Source organism: Collinsella sp. AM28-11LB (assembly GCF_003469895.1).
GTDB lineage: Bacteria > Actinomycetota > Coriobacteriia > Coriobacteriales > Coriobacteriaceae > Collinsella.
The window spans coordinates 383-17,352 of record NZ_QSKJ01000012.1 but is presented as its reverse complement, the minus strand read 5'-3'; the positions used below and the strand labels follow the sequence as shown (position 1 = coordinate 17,352).

Sequence of the window (16,970 nt, the reverse complement as noted above, 5' to 3'; positions counted from 1 at the left end):
CAGCCCCAAACCACCACAAAGGGGACAGGCACTTTTGTGGTGGTTTTGCCCGGGTAAACGAGCGGCTTGGCTGCCACATGGGCATGGATGAGCTCATTGACCTGTTTGCCGAGGGGGATGAGCTTGTCTCAAATACCGCTTTTGAGGAGCTGGAGCTCGCCTATGACGTGGCGAACGGTGCGACCTTTGACGGCATCGTGTTCCGCTCCTGCGTATTCGATGGCGTCGACTGGAGTGGTTCGACGTTTCGTGACGTCGTATTTCGCGGTTGTCGCTTTATCCGCTGCAATATGGAAGGCTGCTGGCTCAACCGATGCGACTTTGTTGATTGCTCGGCGCCGGGGCTCAACTTGGTCAAGGCGCGCCTGTCGAACGTTTCGTTTGCATCATGCGACCTGAGCTACGCGAACCTTTCGGAGGGACGCATTGGCCCCATCACGGCGTGCGATGTGCGCCTGACCGAGGCGGCGCTCCAGGGGGCCAAGCTGGGGCAGCTGCGGCTGGATAGCTGCGACCTGACACGAGTTGATGTGTTCAAGACACCGCTGTGTGGTGTTGATGTATCGCGCTGCACGTTTGAGGCTCCCGTTGTTTCGGGCGACTACCGTGAGTTGCGAGGCCTGACAGTCAATGCCGAACAGGCGCTCGCGCTTTCGGGCTTGCTCGGCATCCAACTCGCAGACGATTAAGTGGTAAAAGAAAAACCACCACAAAGGTGCCTGTCCCCTTTGTGGTGGTTTTGCTGCAGGGCTAGTAATTCCACATGTGGTTGACGGGGCCGGAACCTTTGCCCATGTCAAAGCCGGCGGCGAGGGCGCCCGTTAGGTAGGCCTTGCCGGCGTTGACGGCGTCGGCAAGATCCATGCCCTGGGCCAGCGCGCAGGCGATAGCGGACGAGAGCGTGCAGCCGGTGCCATGCGTGTTGCCGGTCTCGATGCGCTTGTGACGGAACCATGTGGTGAGCGGATCGCCCAGGTGGTTGCCCTCGTCATCGAGCGGCGCGGGCTCCGCCAGCACGTCGTTGGCCTCGTTGACAAGATGTCCGCCTTTAACCAAAGACGCGCATCCAAAGCGGCGGGTGAGGAGCATGGCGGCATTTTGCTGCGTGCGCTCGGAATCGACCTCGTAGTCGAGCAGTGCCATGGCCTCGGGGATATTGGGCGTGATGACGGTCGCCAACGGGAACAGGCGACGCGTGAGCGCCTCGGCCGCATCCTCGGCAATGAGTCGAGCGCCCGAGGTGGCTACCATGACGGGGTCCACGACCACGTTCGTTGCGTTCCAGGAGCTCAAGCGGTCGGCGATGACTTCGATAATCTCGACAGAAGAAACCATGCCGATCTTGACGGCGCTCGGGCGGATGTCGTCAAAGACGGCGTCGATCTGCGCGGCGACGATATCTGGCGAGATATTCTGCACGGCGGTGATGCCCAGGGTGTTTTGCGCCGTGATAGCGGTGATGGTCGTCTCGGCATACAGACGGTGCGCCGTAATGGTCTTGATGTCGGCTTGAATGCCGGCGCCACCGCTGGAATCGGATCCTGCGATGGACAGGACGGCAGGTACCTTGCTGCGATCCATGTTCGCTCCCTTGTTCGGTCGGAATCAAATGGGTCTTTAAGCCAGCATTATAAAGATGCCCGGGCCGACTCTATGTCGAACCCGGGCGGGCGATGCAATCTTTACGCAAATGTAAGCAAATGTTCACACGTCAACAACGGTCGACGTCGCGGTGCTTCCAAAAGCAATCGTGGCGACGAGTTAGTCCTCCATGCCGAGGTCGATCGTCGTGCCTTCGAACACCTTGTTGACAGTGCGAACGGCGCACATCTTGCCGCACATGGTGCAGGTGCCCTCGGTGGCGGCGGGGGATTCCTCGTAGCGCTTCTTGCCGGTGACCGGGTCGAGGGCGCACTTCCACATGGCGTCCCAGTCGAGCTTGCGGCGTGCCTGACCCATCCTGTCGTCCATGTCACGGGCGTGCGGTACCTTCTTGGCGATGTCGGCGGCGTGTGCGGCAATCTTGGTGGCCATGAGGCCATCGAGCACATCCTGAGCGTTGGGCAGGCACAGGTGCTCGGCCGGCGTCACGTAGCACAAAAAGTCGGCACCCGAGCTCGCGGAGATGGCGCCACCAATGGCGGCGGTGATGTGGTCGTAGCCCACGCCGATATCGGTCACCAGCGGCCCCAGCACATAGAACGGGGCGTTGTGGCACAGGCGCTTCTGCAGCTTCATGTTGGCGGCGATCTCGTCGAGCGCCATGTGACCCGGACCCTCGACCATGACCTGGACGCCGGCGGCCCAGGCGCGCTTGCACAGCTTGCCCAGCTCGATCATCTCGGCGGTCTCGGTTGCGTCGTTGGAGTCGTAGAGACAGCCCGGGCGGCAGGAGTCGCCGAGCGAAATCGTCACGTCGTACTCGTGGCAGATCTCGAGCACCTCGTCGTAGAACTCGTAGAAGGGGTTCTCGTTACCGGTGACCTCCATCCAACCAAACAGCAGCGAGCCGCCGCGGCTGACGATGTTCATGAGGCGGCCAGTCTCCTTAAAGGTCTTGATGACCGACTTGTTGATGCCGCAGTGGATGGTCATAAAGTCCACGCCGTCCTCGGCATGCGCGCGCACGACCTCGAGCAGATCGTCCTTGGTCAGCTTGACCAGCGGCTTTTCCATGTAGCCGATGGCATCGTACATCGGCACCGTGCCCACCATGAGCGGCGTCTCGTCGATGAGCTGCTGGCGGAACTGGCGCGTCTTGCCCGAGTTGGAGAGGTCCATGATGGCGTCGGCGCCAAAGTCCTCGGCGATCTTGACCTTCTTCCACTCCTCGGCGGCATCGGCCTTATCGCCCGAGATGCCCAGGTTGACGTTGACCTTGGTGGACAGGCCCTCACCGACGCCAAAGGCGCGCATGCCTTTTTTGATATGCACGATGTTGGCGGGGATGGCGATGCGGCCGTCGGCCACGCGCTCGCGGATGTACTCGGGGTCGCGATGCTCGCGCTCGGCGACTTCTTTCATCTGCGGCGTGATTTGCCCGGCGCGGGCGAAGTCGATTTGCGTGACGAGCTTGGGCTCGGTCTGTGTGCTCATTGGCACGGCTCCCTTCGTTGGCATTACCCATATCAGGTTTGCGGGTCAGGGCGGGCGCGCCCAATCTCAGCCTGCCGTCTTGTCCTGCAAGCTCCCCGTTATGTCATGGGCTCAAGTATAGCCTGAATGGGTACGATTGGGCCAACGAGCGTGCTTGCGGGGAGGCGAACATGGAAGACAAGCATCTATATCGAGAGACGCAATGGGATGTATCGGCCGAGGAAAGCCGTGCGCACCATGGCCTTGTCGCGATTGGTTTTGCGGTGCTTGCCGTGCTGGTGATTGCCTTTTGTATTTGGACGTTTGGCGGTCGCGGCGGCGCTGGCTGGGAGTTCGAGGTTGATGATAGCCTACCGATTATGACGGTGAGGAGTACTGGCGGTAATGCCAATACGCTCGCCGTTCCGGGCGATTATTGGTACCCGCGCGATGAGTTTGTGCAGTTGCAGCTGAGTGGTGGGTCCATTCCAGGTGAAGAAATCGAACGCGTGACGTTTGATGCGGCGCTCAAAACGCTGACGGTGAAGCTCAAAAATCAAGGAGACGTTCCCACGACGATGGATATCGCGCTGACGGAATGGCGCCTGGAGCCCCCGTCGGGCGTCAAAGTGTCCGAGGTGGAGCACGTCAAGATTACCTATCAGGACGGCTTGACAAATGAAATTGCCAAAGCCGACGGCTTGGCGGAATAGACGCCGTGCCTAGGTAGCACATTCAAAGTAGCGGTGGTCCTACAAGGCCTGTTCGTTCAGGAAGACCAAAGTGTTTTTATTTGAAAGTTCGGGAAAGTGACGATAACCAACGTCGAACGCGGTGAGCCCGCTTACATCCTCGAGCTTGTTTTCTGCCATCCACCGCACCATGGAGCCGCGCGCCTTTTTGCTGGCGGTCGACCGTTGGATGGGCTTCCCGTTGCGGATACCCTCGCCAAAGAGGCATGTGACGGCCGTGGCGTCGCCCGCGAGGTGGGGCAGAACGGCTTTGGCATACTCTACGCTGGCGAGGTTGACGATCGTGGTGTTTGAGTCCGCCGGGGCGATAGCCCGCGCGAGCTTGTCGCTCCAAAACGCGTAGAGGTCTCGGGCATCGTCAACGGCGAGCTTCGCGCCCATCTCCAGCCGATACGGTTCGACGGCATGAAAGGGACGAACGCACCCGTAGAGGCCGGAGAGGATCCATAGATGGTCTTGTAGCCATGCGAGCTGCGCGGAATCCATCACCTCGGGCGCCATGCTCTGGTATTGAATGCCGTGATAGGACATGACGGCAGGGGAGAGGTGACGGGCGAGTTCGGGATTGTCGAGATTGCCGTTTTTCAGGATGGGCCCGAACTCATGCAGGGTGTTGAGGCAAGGCCCCAGCAGTTTGTCACTCACGTTCCATAGCGCTTGCAGGCCGCCGCTGCCTTCATTTCGTTCGATATCTAGCAGTGCGCGGTGGAGGCGAGCCGTCTCGTGCGCAAAAGGTGGAATGCCCAGGACTTCAAAAGCATCTTGGGCCGCGCGCATCTGCTTGGCGGGCGAAATGATGACCTGCAGCATGGACTCTCCTCTGCCAAAAAGGAAGTTGCGGTGGAATACGGTCTGTTTGGGCCGTTTATGGGCCAGTTTAGTCCGTATTTCACCGCAACTGATGAAGGGCTGGTTAGGCGCGCTCGATGAAGGCCTTGTAGCCGCGATAGGCCTCGTAGATATCGGCCTTGTTGGCGACCTCCCACAGGGCGTGCATGGACAGGACGGCAACGCCGGAGTCGATGACGTTCATGCCATACTCGGCCATGATGTAGGCGATGGTGCCGCCGCCGCCCGCGTTGACGCGGCCGAGCTCGCAGGTCTGGAAGTCCACGCCGGCCTCGTCCATGATGTCGCGGACGAGGGCCACATACTCGGCGTCGGCATCGTTGGAGCCGCCCTTGCCGCGGCTGCCCGTGTACTTGTTAAAGCACAGGCCGCGACCCATAAAAGCTGCATTCTTAGTCTCGAACTTACCGGCATAGCCCGGGTCAAAGCCGGCGGACACGTCAGAGGAGAGCATGCGGCTGCGGGCGAGTGCGCGGCGCAGGGCCAGCGGGCTGCTCTCGCCGGCGAGCGTCATGATCTCGGCGACGGTGTTCTCGAAGAAGCGGCTCGTCATGCCGGTGGCGCCCACGGAGCCGATCTCCTCCTTGTCGACGATGAGCGTGATGCTCGTGCGCTCGACGTCTGCCACGTTGATCTGAGCGAGCATGGAGGGGTAGGCGCAGACGCGGTCATCGTGGCCATAGCCCAAAATCATGGAGCGATCGAGACCCATGTCGCGGGCGGGGCCGGCGGGCACGACCTCGATCTCGGCGGAGAGGAAGTCCTCCTCCTCGACGTCGTACTGCTCCTTGAGGATATCCAGGAACATCTGCTTGACGGGCTCCTTGGGGGCGTCCTTGTCGTCCTCGTCAAACTTGACGGGGCGGCCGCCCACGATCACGTCGAGGATCTCTGCGTCGACGGCGTCCTTGGCGGGCTTGGCCATCTGCTCGCTCGAGAGGTGGATCAGCAGGTCGGAGATGGTAAAGACCGGGTCGTCGGCCTTGTCACCGATGTTGATGTCGACGGTGGTGCCGTCCTTTTTGCAGATGACGCCTACGAGTGCGAGCGGGGAAGCGACCCAGTGGTAGCTCTTGACGCCGCCATAGTAGTGCGTGTCGAGGTAGGCCATGTCGCCGGCCTCGAAGGCGGGATTCTGCTTAAGGTCCAAGCGCGGCGAGTCCACGTGGGCGCCCAGGATGTTAAAGCCCTGCTCGAGCGGGGCGGTGCCAAGGTTGACGAGCATAAGGTCCTTGCCGTGGTTGGCGGCGTACACCTTGTCGCCTGCCTTGAGCTCGCGGCCCTCGGCGATCACGGTCTCCAGGTTGACGTAGCCCGCCTCCTCGGCCATCTTGATGCCGGTCTTGACGCACAGGCGCTCGGTCTTGTTCTCGCTCAAAAACTGCTTATAGCCGCGGCAAAGCTCCTCGAGCTCCTCGATCTGCTGTGGCGTGTACTTTTTCCATGCGCAGGGACGCTCCATGACGCAGGCTCCTTTCGGATCGATCGTGCTGGTTAATGTACCGTGAGCCATCGTATCATGCGTGGGCGCGCGGTGGCGGAGGAGCTTGATGTGCGGTGGCCGCGAGGCGGGGAGCGTGTAAACTGGTGGGAGCAAATCGTGCCCAGCCCAAAGCGAGGTATTCAATATGTCTGACAAGCGCCGCACCTTTGCCGTTATCGACGGCAACTCGCTCATGCACCGCGCCTTCCATGCCGTGCCGCCTACCATGAACGCGCCGGACGGTCGCCCCACCAACGCGATCTTTGGCTTTCTGAACATGTTTCTCAAGATGATCGACGCCTTTAACCCCGACGGTGTGGTCGTGGCGTTTGATAAGGGCAAGCCGCGCGTGCGCATGGAGATGCTGCCGCAGTATAAGGCGCAGCGCCCGCCCATGGACCCCGACCTGCACGCGCAGTTCCCCATGATTAAGGAGCTGCTCGCTGCGCTCAACGTGCCGATTTTGCAGTCCGAGGGCTGGGAAGGCGACGATATCCTGGGCACCATGGCGCGCCTGGGCGAGGAAGCCGGCTGCGACATGCTGCTGGTGACCGGCGACCGCGACATGTATCAGCTCGTGACCGAGCACGTCAACGTGGTCTCGACCCGCAAAGGCCTGTCCGACGTGGCGATTATGACGCCCGAGAGCGTGGACGACCTGTATCACGGCATTACACCGGCGCTCGTGCCCGATTTTTACGGCCTGAAGGGCGATACTTCCGACAACATTCCCGGCGTGCCGGGCATCGGCCCCAAAAAGGCGAGCGCGCTCATCGCGCAGTACGGCAGCTTGGACGAGGTCATCGCACATGCCGACGAGGTCAAGGGCAAGATGGGCGAGAACCTGCGTGCGCATATCGACGATGCGCTGCTGAGCCGCAAGGTCGCAGCCATTCGCACCGATGCGCCTGTCGAGCTCGACTTTGATGCAACGTCCTTCCCGGCGTTTTCTGCCGACGAGGTGTCCGCGGCGCTGGGCACGCTCGGCATCACGGCCATGCAGAACCGTTTCCTCTCGCTGATTGGCGGCGAGGGTGGGGCTGCGGGCGCTGCCAGCACGTTCGAGATGCCTGCTGTTTTGCGTGCCGCCGCCGGCGATGCCGAGGCGCTTGCTGCTGCCGCCGCCGAGGTCGCTCGCGCGATTGATGCGGGCGAGTGGATTGCCGCTGTGGTGGACGATGACAAGGAGGAAGGCGCACTTTTTGGCCTAACGCGTACACTGTGGCTGGCGACGTCCAAGGGGCTGTTTGCGCTCGAGGAGGGCGACGGCGCTACGCCTGCCGAGGTCGATGGCTTTAACGTTGCCCATGGCGTGATCGCCGGTGTGCTCGCGCGCCTGTTTATGGAAGGCCGTGTGGCGAGCCCGGATATGAAGGCGCTGCTGCATGAGCTTTCGCCCATCGATTCTTCTGAGTCCGAGCTCATGGATCCGCTGGCCGTTGACTCCACGCGCATCTTCGATACCGTGGTCGCTGCCTACCTGCTGGATTCCGACCGCTCCGAGTTTGATGAGGCGTATCTGGCCGATACCTATCTGCAGATGGCGCTGCCTGCGGCGCGCGGTGCGGAGGGTGCTGGCGAGGACGCTCCTGCGCCTGCCGCCCGCACTGCGGCCCTGACGCTGGCGCTCGTGGCGCCGCTGCGCGACCGCATGGCCCGCGAGAACGCCGCCAACGTGTTCGATGGCATCGAGATGCCGCTCGTGCCGGTGCTTGCCAAGATGGAGCGCGCGGGCATGCTCGTGGACCCCGATCGCCTGCATAGTCTGTCCGAGGGTTTGGCGACCCAGATTGCCGAGGTCGAGCGGAGCATTCGCGACCTGGCCGGTGACGAGACCTTTAACATCGGCAGTCCCATGCAGCTCTCGCACGTGCTGTTTGACGTGATGGGCCTTCCGACCAAGGGCCTCAAAAAGACCAAGCGCGGCTATTATTCGACCAACGCCAAGGTACTGAGCGACCTTGCCCGTGACCACGAAATCGTGCGTCTGATCTTGGACTGGCGTGAGAAGTCCAAGATCAAGTCCACCTATCTGGACACACTGGGCCCGCTGCGTCGCGGTGACGGTCGCGTGCACACTACGTACAACCAAACCATCACGGCGACGGGTCGTCTTTCCTCGAGTGACCCGAACTTGCAGAACATCCCGACGCGCTCGGAGCTGGGCCGTACCGTCAAGACGGCGTTTTCGGCAGGCGAGGGAAGCGTCTTTTTGGCGGTGGACTACTCGCAGATCGAGCTGCGTCTGTTGGCGCATCTCTCGGGTGACGAGCACCTGGTGCGTGCCTTTAACGAGGGCGAGGACTTCCATGCCGAGACAGCCGCGCGCGTGTTTGGCGTACCGGTGTCCGAGGTAACGCCCGATTTGCGCAGCCGCGCCAAGGCCGTGAACTTTGGCATCGTGTACGGTCAGCAGGCCTACGGCCTGTCGCAGTCGCTGCATATCTCGATGGCCGAGGCACGCGACATGATCGACCGCTACTACGAGGCATACCCGGGCGTGCGCACGTTCCTCGACAACGTGGTGGCACGTGCCAAGCAGACGGGCTACGCCGAGACCATGTACGGCCGCCGTCGCCATATTCCGGAGCTCAAGGCCAAAAATCCGCAGCTCCGCGGTTTTGGCGAGCGCACGGCCATGAACCACCCCATGCAGGGAACCGCGGCCGACATCATCAAGATCGCGATGGCCCGCGTAAGCCGCCGCCTGGAAGAAGAGGGCTTTGCCGCCCACATGATTCTGCAGGTACACGACGAACTGGACTTTGAGTGCCCCGTCGACGAAGTCGAGCGCCTCACCGCCATGGTCCGCGACGTCATGGAGCATGTGGTGGAGCTCCGCGTACCGTTAATCGCCGAAGCTTCGACTGGAGTGACCTGGGCAGACGCCAAGTAAGGGCATGACCACAATTCCAAAGTAATACAAAATCAGAAGGACGCCCCTCATCAACAAGGAGCGTCCTTCGTTCAATAAAAATCAGCCAAAGTATCTAGGCGCCAAGACGTCATCCAAGCGGCAAGCAAGTCACCGCAGGACCTGGCCGGGCGAGCAACGTTAACGAGCCGCCAAGATGGCATCGATGAGCGTCAGTACGCCCCCGTCGTTGTTGCTCGGAATGCGCCACTTGGCGTGCGCGTTCATATGCTCTTCGGCATTGTCCACGATATAGCTATGCCCGACGCGCTCCAACATGGGGATGTCGTTGTAGGTATCGCCCACGGCGGCGGCATCGGCGATATCGATGCCGAGTTGCTCGCACAGGTGCGCGACGCCCGAACCCTTGTCGACGCCCAGGTTCATAAAGTCGATCCACTCGCGGCCGGCATTGGTGACGTAGAGCTGGTCCGAGAACGCGGGGTTATAGTCCTCGCGAAATGCGGGCTCGGCATCGTAGGCGGGGAAGAAGATCGAGATCTTGTTGGAGTCGACGTCGAGGCCCTCAAAGGTATCGACGTAGTTGATCGTGTTGTAGTAAACGCTGAGCTCGTCGTGGTATTGGTGGTCGCGAGCAAGCACGTAAAACTCGTCGAAGCAGCACAGGACGGGGACAGCGCGCGGATCCTCCGAGGCGCGGCTCAAGACCTGCTGATACAGCGCCACATCGATAGTGCTCTTATAGATATAGTTGCCGCGGTAGATCACGCAGGCTCCGTTATCGGGGCAGAAAGCAAGGCGGTTTTTGATGCCCTCGAACATCTCCTCGAGCTTGGGGGCAGGACGTCCGCTGGCGGGGCAGAACACGATGCCAGCCTCGGCGAGCTTTTCCAGGCGCTCATCGAGGCCCTGGGGCAGTACGCGCTCGTCGGTCAGCAATGTCTTGTCCATATCGACGGCAAGGATCTTGATGTTGCCGATAGCGGCGTCCGATTCGTAAGTTTGCATAAAAGCGCCTTTCCGTTTCTAAATTGTTTCGGGCGGAATAACCCTCCGGTTGGTAATCGAGCGTATTTTCGCAGGAACGAAGCCTGTTTGCATCACGATTCACAAAGTAATGAAAAAACTTTTCAGAAATTTGAATTTGTCGCTTGTACTGCGGGCACTTTAGCGTAATATAGCGACCATCGAAAACGGAGACGGAAAAACAACCGCTTACCGAGGAAAAGGTACCGTTTGCGATATTTGAATTGCGCCCGGCGATATGTGAAAGGAGAGGCAGATGCAGTTCGTAAAGATCATCACCACTGCAGACAATGCCATCCGACGCCAGCGCGCAATTTCCCGACGACGATAACAATCGTCTCTGTCCGCATGGGGCGAATTGCCTCAACAGAGTCATTTTGAGGTCGTTGGGTTTTAGCACGATATTGCTGCATGTTTCTAGGGCATGTATGTGCTGATTTTTGCTTTTTAACCTGATATTGCACGGTATTTGACCTTGAAATGACTTGCAACTGACCGATGTTCTAACTAGCTACCAAGGGCGAAAGGAAACAGCCATGAGCAAGGAAAAAGTCGTTCTCGCATATTCTGGTGGCCTTGATACATCCGTATGTGTCAAGTGGCTCCAAGACGAGAAGAATCTCGATGTCGTTTGCGTCTGCGGCAACGTGGGCCAGGAGGAGACCGGCCTGGACGCCAAGAAGCAGAAGGCACTCGACCTGGGCGTTCTCGATTGCCAGGTGCTCGACCTGCGCGACGAATTCTCCGATGAGTTCCTGACTAAGGCCATCGCCGCCAACTCCATGTATGAGAACAAGTACCCGCTGCTCTCCGCCCTGTCTCGTCCGCTGCTCGCCAAGAAGCTCGTCGAGGTCGCTCACGAGTTTGGTGCGACCTACGTTGCCCATGGCTGCACCGGCAAGGGTAACGACCAGGTTCGTTTTGAGGCTGCCGTCAAGGCCCTCGATCCCGTGCTTAAGGTTATCGCTCCGGTTCGTGAGTGGGATCTGAAGTGCCGCCCCGACGAGGTCGCCTATGCCCACGCCCACAACGTGCCGGTTCCCGAGGGTGCCAACGACAACCCCTATTCCATCGACGACAACCTGTGGGGTCGCGCCATTGAGTGCGGCCATCTGGAGGATCCCTGGAACGAGCCGCTCGACGACGCTTGGGTTATGACCAAGAATCCCGAGGACACGCCCGACATCCCGACCTACACCGAGATTGAGTTTGAGGCCGGCAAGCCCGTCGCCGTCGACGGCAAGAAGATGAAGCTCTCCGAGATCGTCATCGCCCTCAACAAGATTTCGGGCGACAACGGCTTTGGCCGTCTCGACCTGGTCGAGGACCGTCTGGTGGGCCTCAAGAGCCGCGAGTGCTACGAGGTTCCCGGCGCCCTGACGCTTATCACCGCCCATAAGGCGCTCGAGGACATTTGCGTTGAGGGCGATCTGCTCAAGACCAAGATCAAGCTCGAGCAGGATTGGGCTACCGCCGTGTACAACGGTCAGTGGTATAGCCCGCTCAAAAACGCGCTCGACGCCTTTATGGCTGACACCCAGAAGTTCGTGACCGGCACCGTCCGTCTGAAGTTCTTTAAGGGCAACTGCCACGTTGTCGGCCGCAAGAGCCCCTTTAGCCTCTACGACTACGGTCTGGCCACCTACGACCGCGACACTACGTTTGACGAGAAGGCCAGCGCCGGCTTTATCGAGATCGACACGCTGTCGCTCAAGACGTGGGCTAAGGTCCAGGGTCCCAGCTCCGCTGCCGCCCAGGCCTAAGGCTTTTCCTTCCCTTGGTATCCGCGCGGCCCATCCGCGTGATACAAAACGGGCGCACGGGGTCCCTACCTTTCGTTATGCTTGCTGACACTTCTTAACATCGGTGGCCCCTACGTTCCGCCCGCATATATGATGCCGCATCTGCGGCTGAGTCCGAGCCCCGCCGGGGTTGTCCGGCGGGGCTCCTTCTATCAATTTGGCGGCTCTGCGCCTATATATATGAGGAGTATCCATTATGTTCAATGCTATCGCGCATGCTTTACTTGCCCTCGCGCCCGAGTTCGATGCTGCAAGGGTCGAGGACGTCCCTATGAGCCTGAAGGCCTGGATCGATGGTTCGCAGGGCAACATCCGGAGGGAGACGTTGGGCGCCAAGTGCATGGCGCGTCACTTCTTTGCAAATTAGCTACATGGCTCCGCACACGGTGGGGAATGTGTAAAACTAGCGGTTGAAAAATCGCTTTAGCGATATGGCGCATTGCTTTGGGCGCTTGTTTTGGTATTTGGAGAAAGGGGACGGTTCCATGGCTCTTTGGGGCGGTCGTTTTGAGGCAGGCGTGGCCGAGGTCACGCAGGAGTTTGGCGCGTCGCTGCCGGTCGACAAACATCTTTATAAGCAGGATATCGCCGGCTCTAAGGCACATGCCAAGATGCTGGCCGCCCAGGGCATCATCACTGCCGAGGACGAGCAGGCGATCTCCGAGGGCCTGATCGGAATTGAGCAGGATATCGATGCCGGTAACTTCACCTTCGATATCAACGACGAGGACATTCATATGTCCATCGAGAGCGAGCTGACGCGCCGCATCGGCGAGGCCGGTAAGCGCCTGCATACCGGGCGTTCGCGCAACGACCAGGTTGCGACCGATACGCGCCTGGGCGTCAAGGCGCTCGCCAAGGAGCTCATGGAGGCCAATCTTTCGCTTCGCCATGTGCTGGTGGATGCCGCTAAGAAGTACGACAAAGTGATTCTACCTGGCTACACGCACATGCAGCATGCTCAGCCCGTGCTGCTGTCGCATCATCTGCTGGCGTATTCCTGGATGTTCGCGCGCGACTTTACGCGCCTGAAGGCCGCCTTTGATGCCGCCGACAACTGCCCGCTGGGTGCTGCCGCGCTTGCCGGCACGAGCTATCCGCTCGATCGCCAGATGACGGCTGCCGAACTTGGCTTTGCGGGTGTGATCCCTAACTCGCTCGATGCGGTTTCCGACCGTGATTTCCTGCTCGATCTGCATTACGCCGGCTCCGTCATGGCCATGCACCTGTCGCGTCTTTCCGAGGAGATTGTGCTGTGGTCGAGCTCCGAATTCGGCTTTATCACGCTTTCCGACTCCTATTCCACCGGCTCGTCCATCATGCCGCAGAAGAAGAACCCCGACTTTGCCGAGCTTATCCGCGGCAAGAGTGGCCGAGTCTATGGCAACCTGGTGCAGCTGCTTGTAACCATGAAGGGCCTGCCGCTTGCTTATAACAAGGACTTGCAGGAGGACAAGGAGGGTGCGCTCGATACCGCTCACACGCTCATGCAGTGCCTGTCCGTTATGGCCGGCATGATTTCGACTTGGACCGTCAACGAGGATGCCATGGCGCGCGAGTGCGGCGTGGGGCACCTTGCCGCCACCGACGTTGCCGACTACCTGGCTAAGCGCGGCTTGCCATTCCGCGAGGCGCACGCTGTGGTGGGGCACCTGGTCCTGATGTGTGAGAAGCGCGGCTGCAATCTTGAGGACCTGCCGTTTGAGGTGTTCCAGGAGGCGAGCCCGCTTTTTGAGCGCGATATTACCGAGGCGCTCGACATCCCGTCGATCGTTGCCGCGCGCACGACCGAGGGCGGCACCGCTCCTGCCGCCGTTGCCGTGCAGCTGCAGCGTGCCGAGGCGCAGCTCGTGGCCGATGAGGACGTGGTTGGATCGCTGACCAAGGTCGTCGAGATGGGCCACGGAGCTAATTAGCTTATTGGATGCGTCTGTCTGGTGTGTTCATCATATCTTGCCTTTACGGGTGCCCGCTACGGTGGGCACCCGTTTTGTTATAGAGAAGGAAGGGGCTTGTCGAGAACTTCTGTAGGACCTTTGGGCAGGTTGTGAAGGGGGGTACGTTCACAGGCGGCAACCGACCGTCCGCTCGGTTCGGTGCGGTTGATGGGCAGTCGGATGGTACTCTAGTCGGGCTTCGAAACAGAAGTGACACATATGGAACGCTTCAATTAATTGCAGCGCTTCAATAAACATCTTTTTGTTTAACTGCAGCTAAAACTCTGTTACGATGCAGTCCAGGCGAGTGCCGGAATGGGACTTGGGCACGCGCGAACCTACTTGAAAGGCTACCTTATGGCTATCGAGAAGACCTTCATCATGATTAAGCCTGACGCCGTGCGCGATCGCAAGATCGGCGAGATCGTTACTCGCATTGAGCGCAGCGGCCTTGTCATCGAGCGCATGGAGATGACCACGCTCGAGCGCGCTACCGTCGAGGAGCACTACGCTCATCTGGCCGACAAGCCTTTCTTTGGCGGTCTCTGCGACTTTATGACGAGCGGTCCGGTCGTCAAGATGGTCGTTTCCGGTCTTTCTGCTGTCTCCAAGATGCGCACTCTTATGGGCGCTACCAACCCGCTTGATGCTGCCCCCGGCACCATCCGCGGCGACTTCGCTGTCGATGTCAACGCCAACGTGATTCACGGCTCCGACTGCCTGGAGAACGCCGAGATCGAGATCAAGCGCTTCTTTGGCTAAACCAGCTTTGACTCCTTAAAGCTGTTAGCGTGTGGCTTAGGCGCCGCGGAACTCCATCCGCGGCGCCCTTTTTATCCCAGTAGATTTTTGGGACATGGCTAGAAATCTACCTTTTGTCGCACATGGACTGCGAAAGGTAGATTTCTAGGCATGCACCAAAAATCTAATAAAGAGCCCCCGCCCGGATTTGCGTTCCGGACGGGGGTTTGCGTTGGCGTATGGCGTTGTAGGTCTTTAAGCTTCGTCGACGACCTTGAGGCCGCGGGTCTGGTCGATCTCGTTGAGGAGATTGACGCGACGCTCGTGACGGCCGCCCTCGAACTCGGCATCGAGCCACTCGTCGACGATCATCTTGGCGAGCTCGGAGCCCACGACGCGGGCGCCAAAGGCGAGCACGTTGGTGTTGTTGTGCATGCGCGAGAGCTTGGCGCTGAAGGGCTCGGAGCACACGACGGCACGAACGCCCTCGACCTTGTTGGCGGCCAAGCTAATCCCGACACCGGTGCCGCAGATCAGGATGCCCAGATCGACGTCGCCGTTGGCTACGGCTTTGCCCACCTTGTAGCCGGCGATGGGGTAATCAAAGCTCTCGGAGGTGTCGGTGCCAAAGTTCACGACCTCGCAGCCGCGCTCCTTCAGGTGCTCGGAAATGATGTTCTTGAGCTCGACGGCGGCGTGGTCGTTGCCGATACCGATCTTCATGAGTGGTTCCTCTCTGGTCCGTGCGGCGGAATTGCTAAAGGTCTTACCGCGTTCGACTGCATGATAGCGCGTCTTTTGCCTAAACACTCGGGCGTTTTTTGGTCAAACGCTTTAGCGGACGCGAACATCAGCCCATCACGAAAAATGCCGCCAATTTGCTTCTGGCGGCCGTCTGCCGGAACTCGACTTGCGGTTTTTGGTGCCTTGTTATCAAATGGAGAAGTTGATACTTGCGAGAGCAACCCGTTATACATGTAGGAGATACCTATGCCTACCGATTCCATCCGTGATACCGCGTTTTGTGATGTTTTGAACCGCGAGCTTGTCTGTGCGCTCGGCTGCACCGAGCCCATTGCCGTTGCCTATGCGGCGGCGCTGGCGAGCCAGACGCTCGGTTGCGAACCCGAACATATGGTTGTTGCCTGCTCGGGCAACATCATCAAGAACGTAAAGAGCGTGACCGTGCCCAACTCGGGCGGTATGCACGGTATTGAGGCCGCGGCCGTGCTGGGTGCTGTGGGCGGTGACGCCAAGAGCGCGCTCGAGGTGCTCGAGAGTGTTGGCGATGCAGACCGTGCTCGCGTGACCGAGCTGCTCTCCGATGCCGACTACTGCGATGTGTCGCTTGTCGAGGGTGTGCCCAACCTCTACATTAAGGTGACTGCCACGGCCGGAGGTCATACTGCGGTCGTCGAGATCACCGACCATCACACCAATGTTACGTGCCATACACTCGATGGCATTCCGGTGTGTGGCAAGTCGGCGGGGGAGTGTGCCGCCTGCGCCGAGCGCGTCGTGGCCGAGCGTGCCGCCGATAACGCCGATACGCCCATGTCGATTGAGTCTATCATTGACTTTATCGAGGACGGCGACATCGAGGGCGCCCGCGCTGCCGTTGAGCGTCAGATTGAGCTGAACGGCGCTATTAGCGCCGAGGGCTTGGCGAACGTTTGGGGCGCCGAGGTGGGCCGTACGCTGCTGGGCGCTCGCGCCGACGACGTCGCCTGCCGTGCGCGTGCGCGTGCGGCCGCCGGGTCTGACGCCCGTATGAACGGCTGTGCGCTGCCGGTCGCCATTGTGTGCGGCTCGGGCAACCAGGGTATTACCTGTGCGTTGCCCGTTATGGAATATGCCGACTACCTGCGCTGCGACCACGAGCGCCTGGTGCGTGCCGTGATGCTGTCTGATCTTATTGCCGTGCATATCAAGAGCTATATTGGTGCGCTCTCGGCGTTTTGCGGTGCTATTTGCGCTGCGTGCGGTGCCGGCGCGGCGATTACCTGGCTGTGCGGTGGCACGCGCGAGCAGATCGGCGCGACGGTCTCCAATACGCTCGGTAACGTGGGCGGCATCGTGTGCGATGGCGCCAAGGCAAGCTGCGCCGCCAAGATTTCCGCTGCCGTTGATGCGGCGATTCTGGGCCACGATATGGCCATGCAGGGCCGCGGCTTCCGTGCCGGAGAGGGCCTGATTCAGGATACGGTGGAAGAGACGATCGCCAGCATGGGCTATGTGGGCCGCGTTGGCATGAAGGATACCGACGTCGAGATCCTCAACATCATGATCGGCAAGACCATCGTCGACTGCTAGGGGCTCTGGGGCACTGCATCTTGTTGTTGAAACTATCGCGCTTGTGGCCGTAAAGCACCTGCCTGCATTGCGGACAGCGAGGATCTCGCGGTATGTCACCAGGTCGTTCTCGCGCTT

General features: G+C 60.1%; 14 protein-coding genes and 1 riboswitch. Of the genes, 8 read left to right on the top strand and 6 right to left on the bottom strand.

Going from position 1 to position 16,970, the window contains the following annotated elements; all coding sequences use genetic code 11:
• Window positions 1-83 precede the first annotated feature (83 nt).
• A complete protein-coding gene (locus tag DW732_RS08610; RefSeq protein WP_233505133.1) occupies window positions 84-689 on the top strand; it encodes a pentapeptide repeat-containing protein in 606 nt (201 codons plus the stop codon).
• A 61-nt stretch (window positions 690-750) separates the two neighbouring features.
• On the opposite strand, the gene thiD is transcribed toward DW732_RS08610, so the two are convergent.
• Both thiD and thiC read right to left on the bottom strand, forming a co-directional pair.
• The gene (thiD, locus tag DW732_RS08605) at window positions 751-1,581 is read right to left on the bottom strand and encodes a bifunctional hydroxymethylpyrimidine kinase/phosphomethylpyrimidine kinase (protein ID WP_117794778.1); all 831 of its coding nucleotides are present in this window, start codon (window positions 1,579-1,581) and stop codon (window positions 751-753) included.
• Window positions 1,582-1,761: 180 nt separating this feature from the next.
• Complete coding sequence (thiC, locus tag DW732_RS08600; RefSeq protein ID WP_117734969.1) at window positions 1,762-3,096, bottom strand: phosphomethylpyrimidine synthase ThiC; 1,335 nt, start codon at window positions 3,094-3,096, stop codon at window positions 1,762-1,764.
• Window positions 3,088-3,204: riboswitch (TPP riboswitch) on the bottom strand. (Overlaps the previous gene by 9 nt.)
• A gap of 62 nt (window positions 3,205-3,266) precedes the next feature.
• Here thiC and DW732_RS08595 point away from each other — a divergent pair.
• Window positions 3,267-3,788, top strand: a complete 522-nt coding sequence (locus DW732_RS08595; protein ID WP_118099305.1) for a hypothetical protein — start codon at window positions 3,267-3,269, stop codon at window positions 3,786-3,788.
• 39 nt (window positions 3,789-3,827) lie between these two features.
• On the opposite strand, the gene DW732_RS08590 is transcribed toward DW732_RS08595, so the two are convergent.
• Together DW732_RS08590 and DW732_RS08585 are read right to left on the bottom strand one after the other, a co-directional pair.
• Complete coding sequence (locus DW732_RS08590) at window positions 3,828-4,637, bottom strand: YaaA family protein (RefSeq protein WP_117799215.1); 810 nt, start codon at window positions 4,635-4,637, stop codon at window positions 3,828-3,830.
• A 103-nt stretch (window positions 4,638-4,740) separates the two neighbouring features.
• The gene (locus DW732_RS08585) at window positions 4,741-6,138 is read right to left on the bottom strand and encodes an aminopeptidase (protein ID WP_118099304.1); all 1,398 of its coding nucleotides are present in this window, start codon (window positions 6,136-6,138) and stop codon (window positions 4,741-4,743) included.
• Between the two features lie 166 nt (window positions 6,139-6,304).
• On the opposite strand from DW732_RS08585, the gene polA reads away from it, so the two are divergent.
• Window positions 6,305-9,055, top strand: a complete 2,751-nt coding sequence (gene polA, locus DW732_RS08580; RefSeq protein ID WP_118099303.1) for a DNA polymerase I — start codon at window positions 6,305-6,307, stop codon at window positions 9,053-9,055.
• Window positions 9,056-9,214: 159 nt separating this feature from the next.
• Here the strand turns inward: polA and DW732_RS08575 are convergent, their stop codons facing one another.
• A complete protein-coding gene (locus DW732_RS08575) occupies window positions 9,215-10,042 on the bottom strand; it encodes a Cof-type HAD-IIB family hydrolase (RefSeq protein ID WP_117776705.1) in 828 nt (275 codons plus the stop codon).
• Window positions 10,043-10,596: 554 nt separating this feature from the next.
• On the opposite strand from DW732_RS08575, the gene DW732_RS08570 reads away from it, so the two are divergent.
• The 4 genes from DW732_RS08570 (at window position 10,597) to ndk (ending at window position 14,561) form a co-directional block, all read left to right on the top strand.
• Entirely contained in the window at window positions 10,597-11,823 is a 1,227-nt protein-coding gene (locus tag DW732_RS08570) for an argininosuccinate synthase (RefSeq protein ID WP_117734975.1), read from the top strand.
• Between the two features lie 235 nt (window positions 11,824-12,058).
• Window positions 12,059-12,229 (top strand): hypothetical protein, encoded by a 171-nt coding sequence (locus DW732_RS09905; RefSeq protein ID WP_158550218.1) that lies wholly within the window; start codon window positions 12,059-12,061, stop codon window positions 12,227-12,229.
• A gap of 118 nt (window positions 12,230-12,347) precedes the next feature.
• Window positions 12,348-13,778, top strand: coding sequence for an argininosuccinate lyase (gene argH, locus DW732_RS08565; protein WP_117743597.1), 1,431 nt, complete (start codon window positions 12,348-12,350; stop codon window positions 13,776-13,778).
• A 378-nt stretch (window positions 13,779-14,156) separates the two neighbouring features.
• Window positions 14,157-14,561 carry a nucleoside-diphosphate kinase gene (gene ndk / locus DW732_RS08560; protein WP_117862172.1) on the top strand — a complete coding sequence of 135 codons (405 nt, stop codon included), beginning with the start codon at window positions 14,157-14,159 and terminating at the stop codon, window positions 14,559-14,561.
• A 234-nt stretch (window positions 14,562-14,795) separates the two neighbouring features.
• Here the strand turns inward: ndk and rpiB are convergent, their stop codons facing one another.
• Window positions 14,796-15,263, bottom strand: a complete 468-nt coding sequence (gene rpiB, locus DW732_RS08555; RefSeq protein ID WP_055251633.1) for a ribose 5-phosphate isomerase B — start codon at window positions 15,261-15,263, stop codon at window positions 14,796-14,798.
• 267 nt (window positions 15,264-15,530) lie between these two features.
• Here rpiB and DW732_RS08550 point away from each other — a divergent pair, with 267 nt between their 5' ends.
• A complete protein-coding gene (locus DW732_RS08550) occupies window positions 15,531-16,853 on the top strand; it encodes a serine dehydratase subunit alpha family protein (RefSeq protein ID WP_118099302.1) in 1,323 nt (440 codons plus the stop codon).
• Window positions 16,854-16,970: the final 117 nt, after the last annotated feature.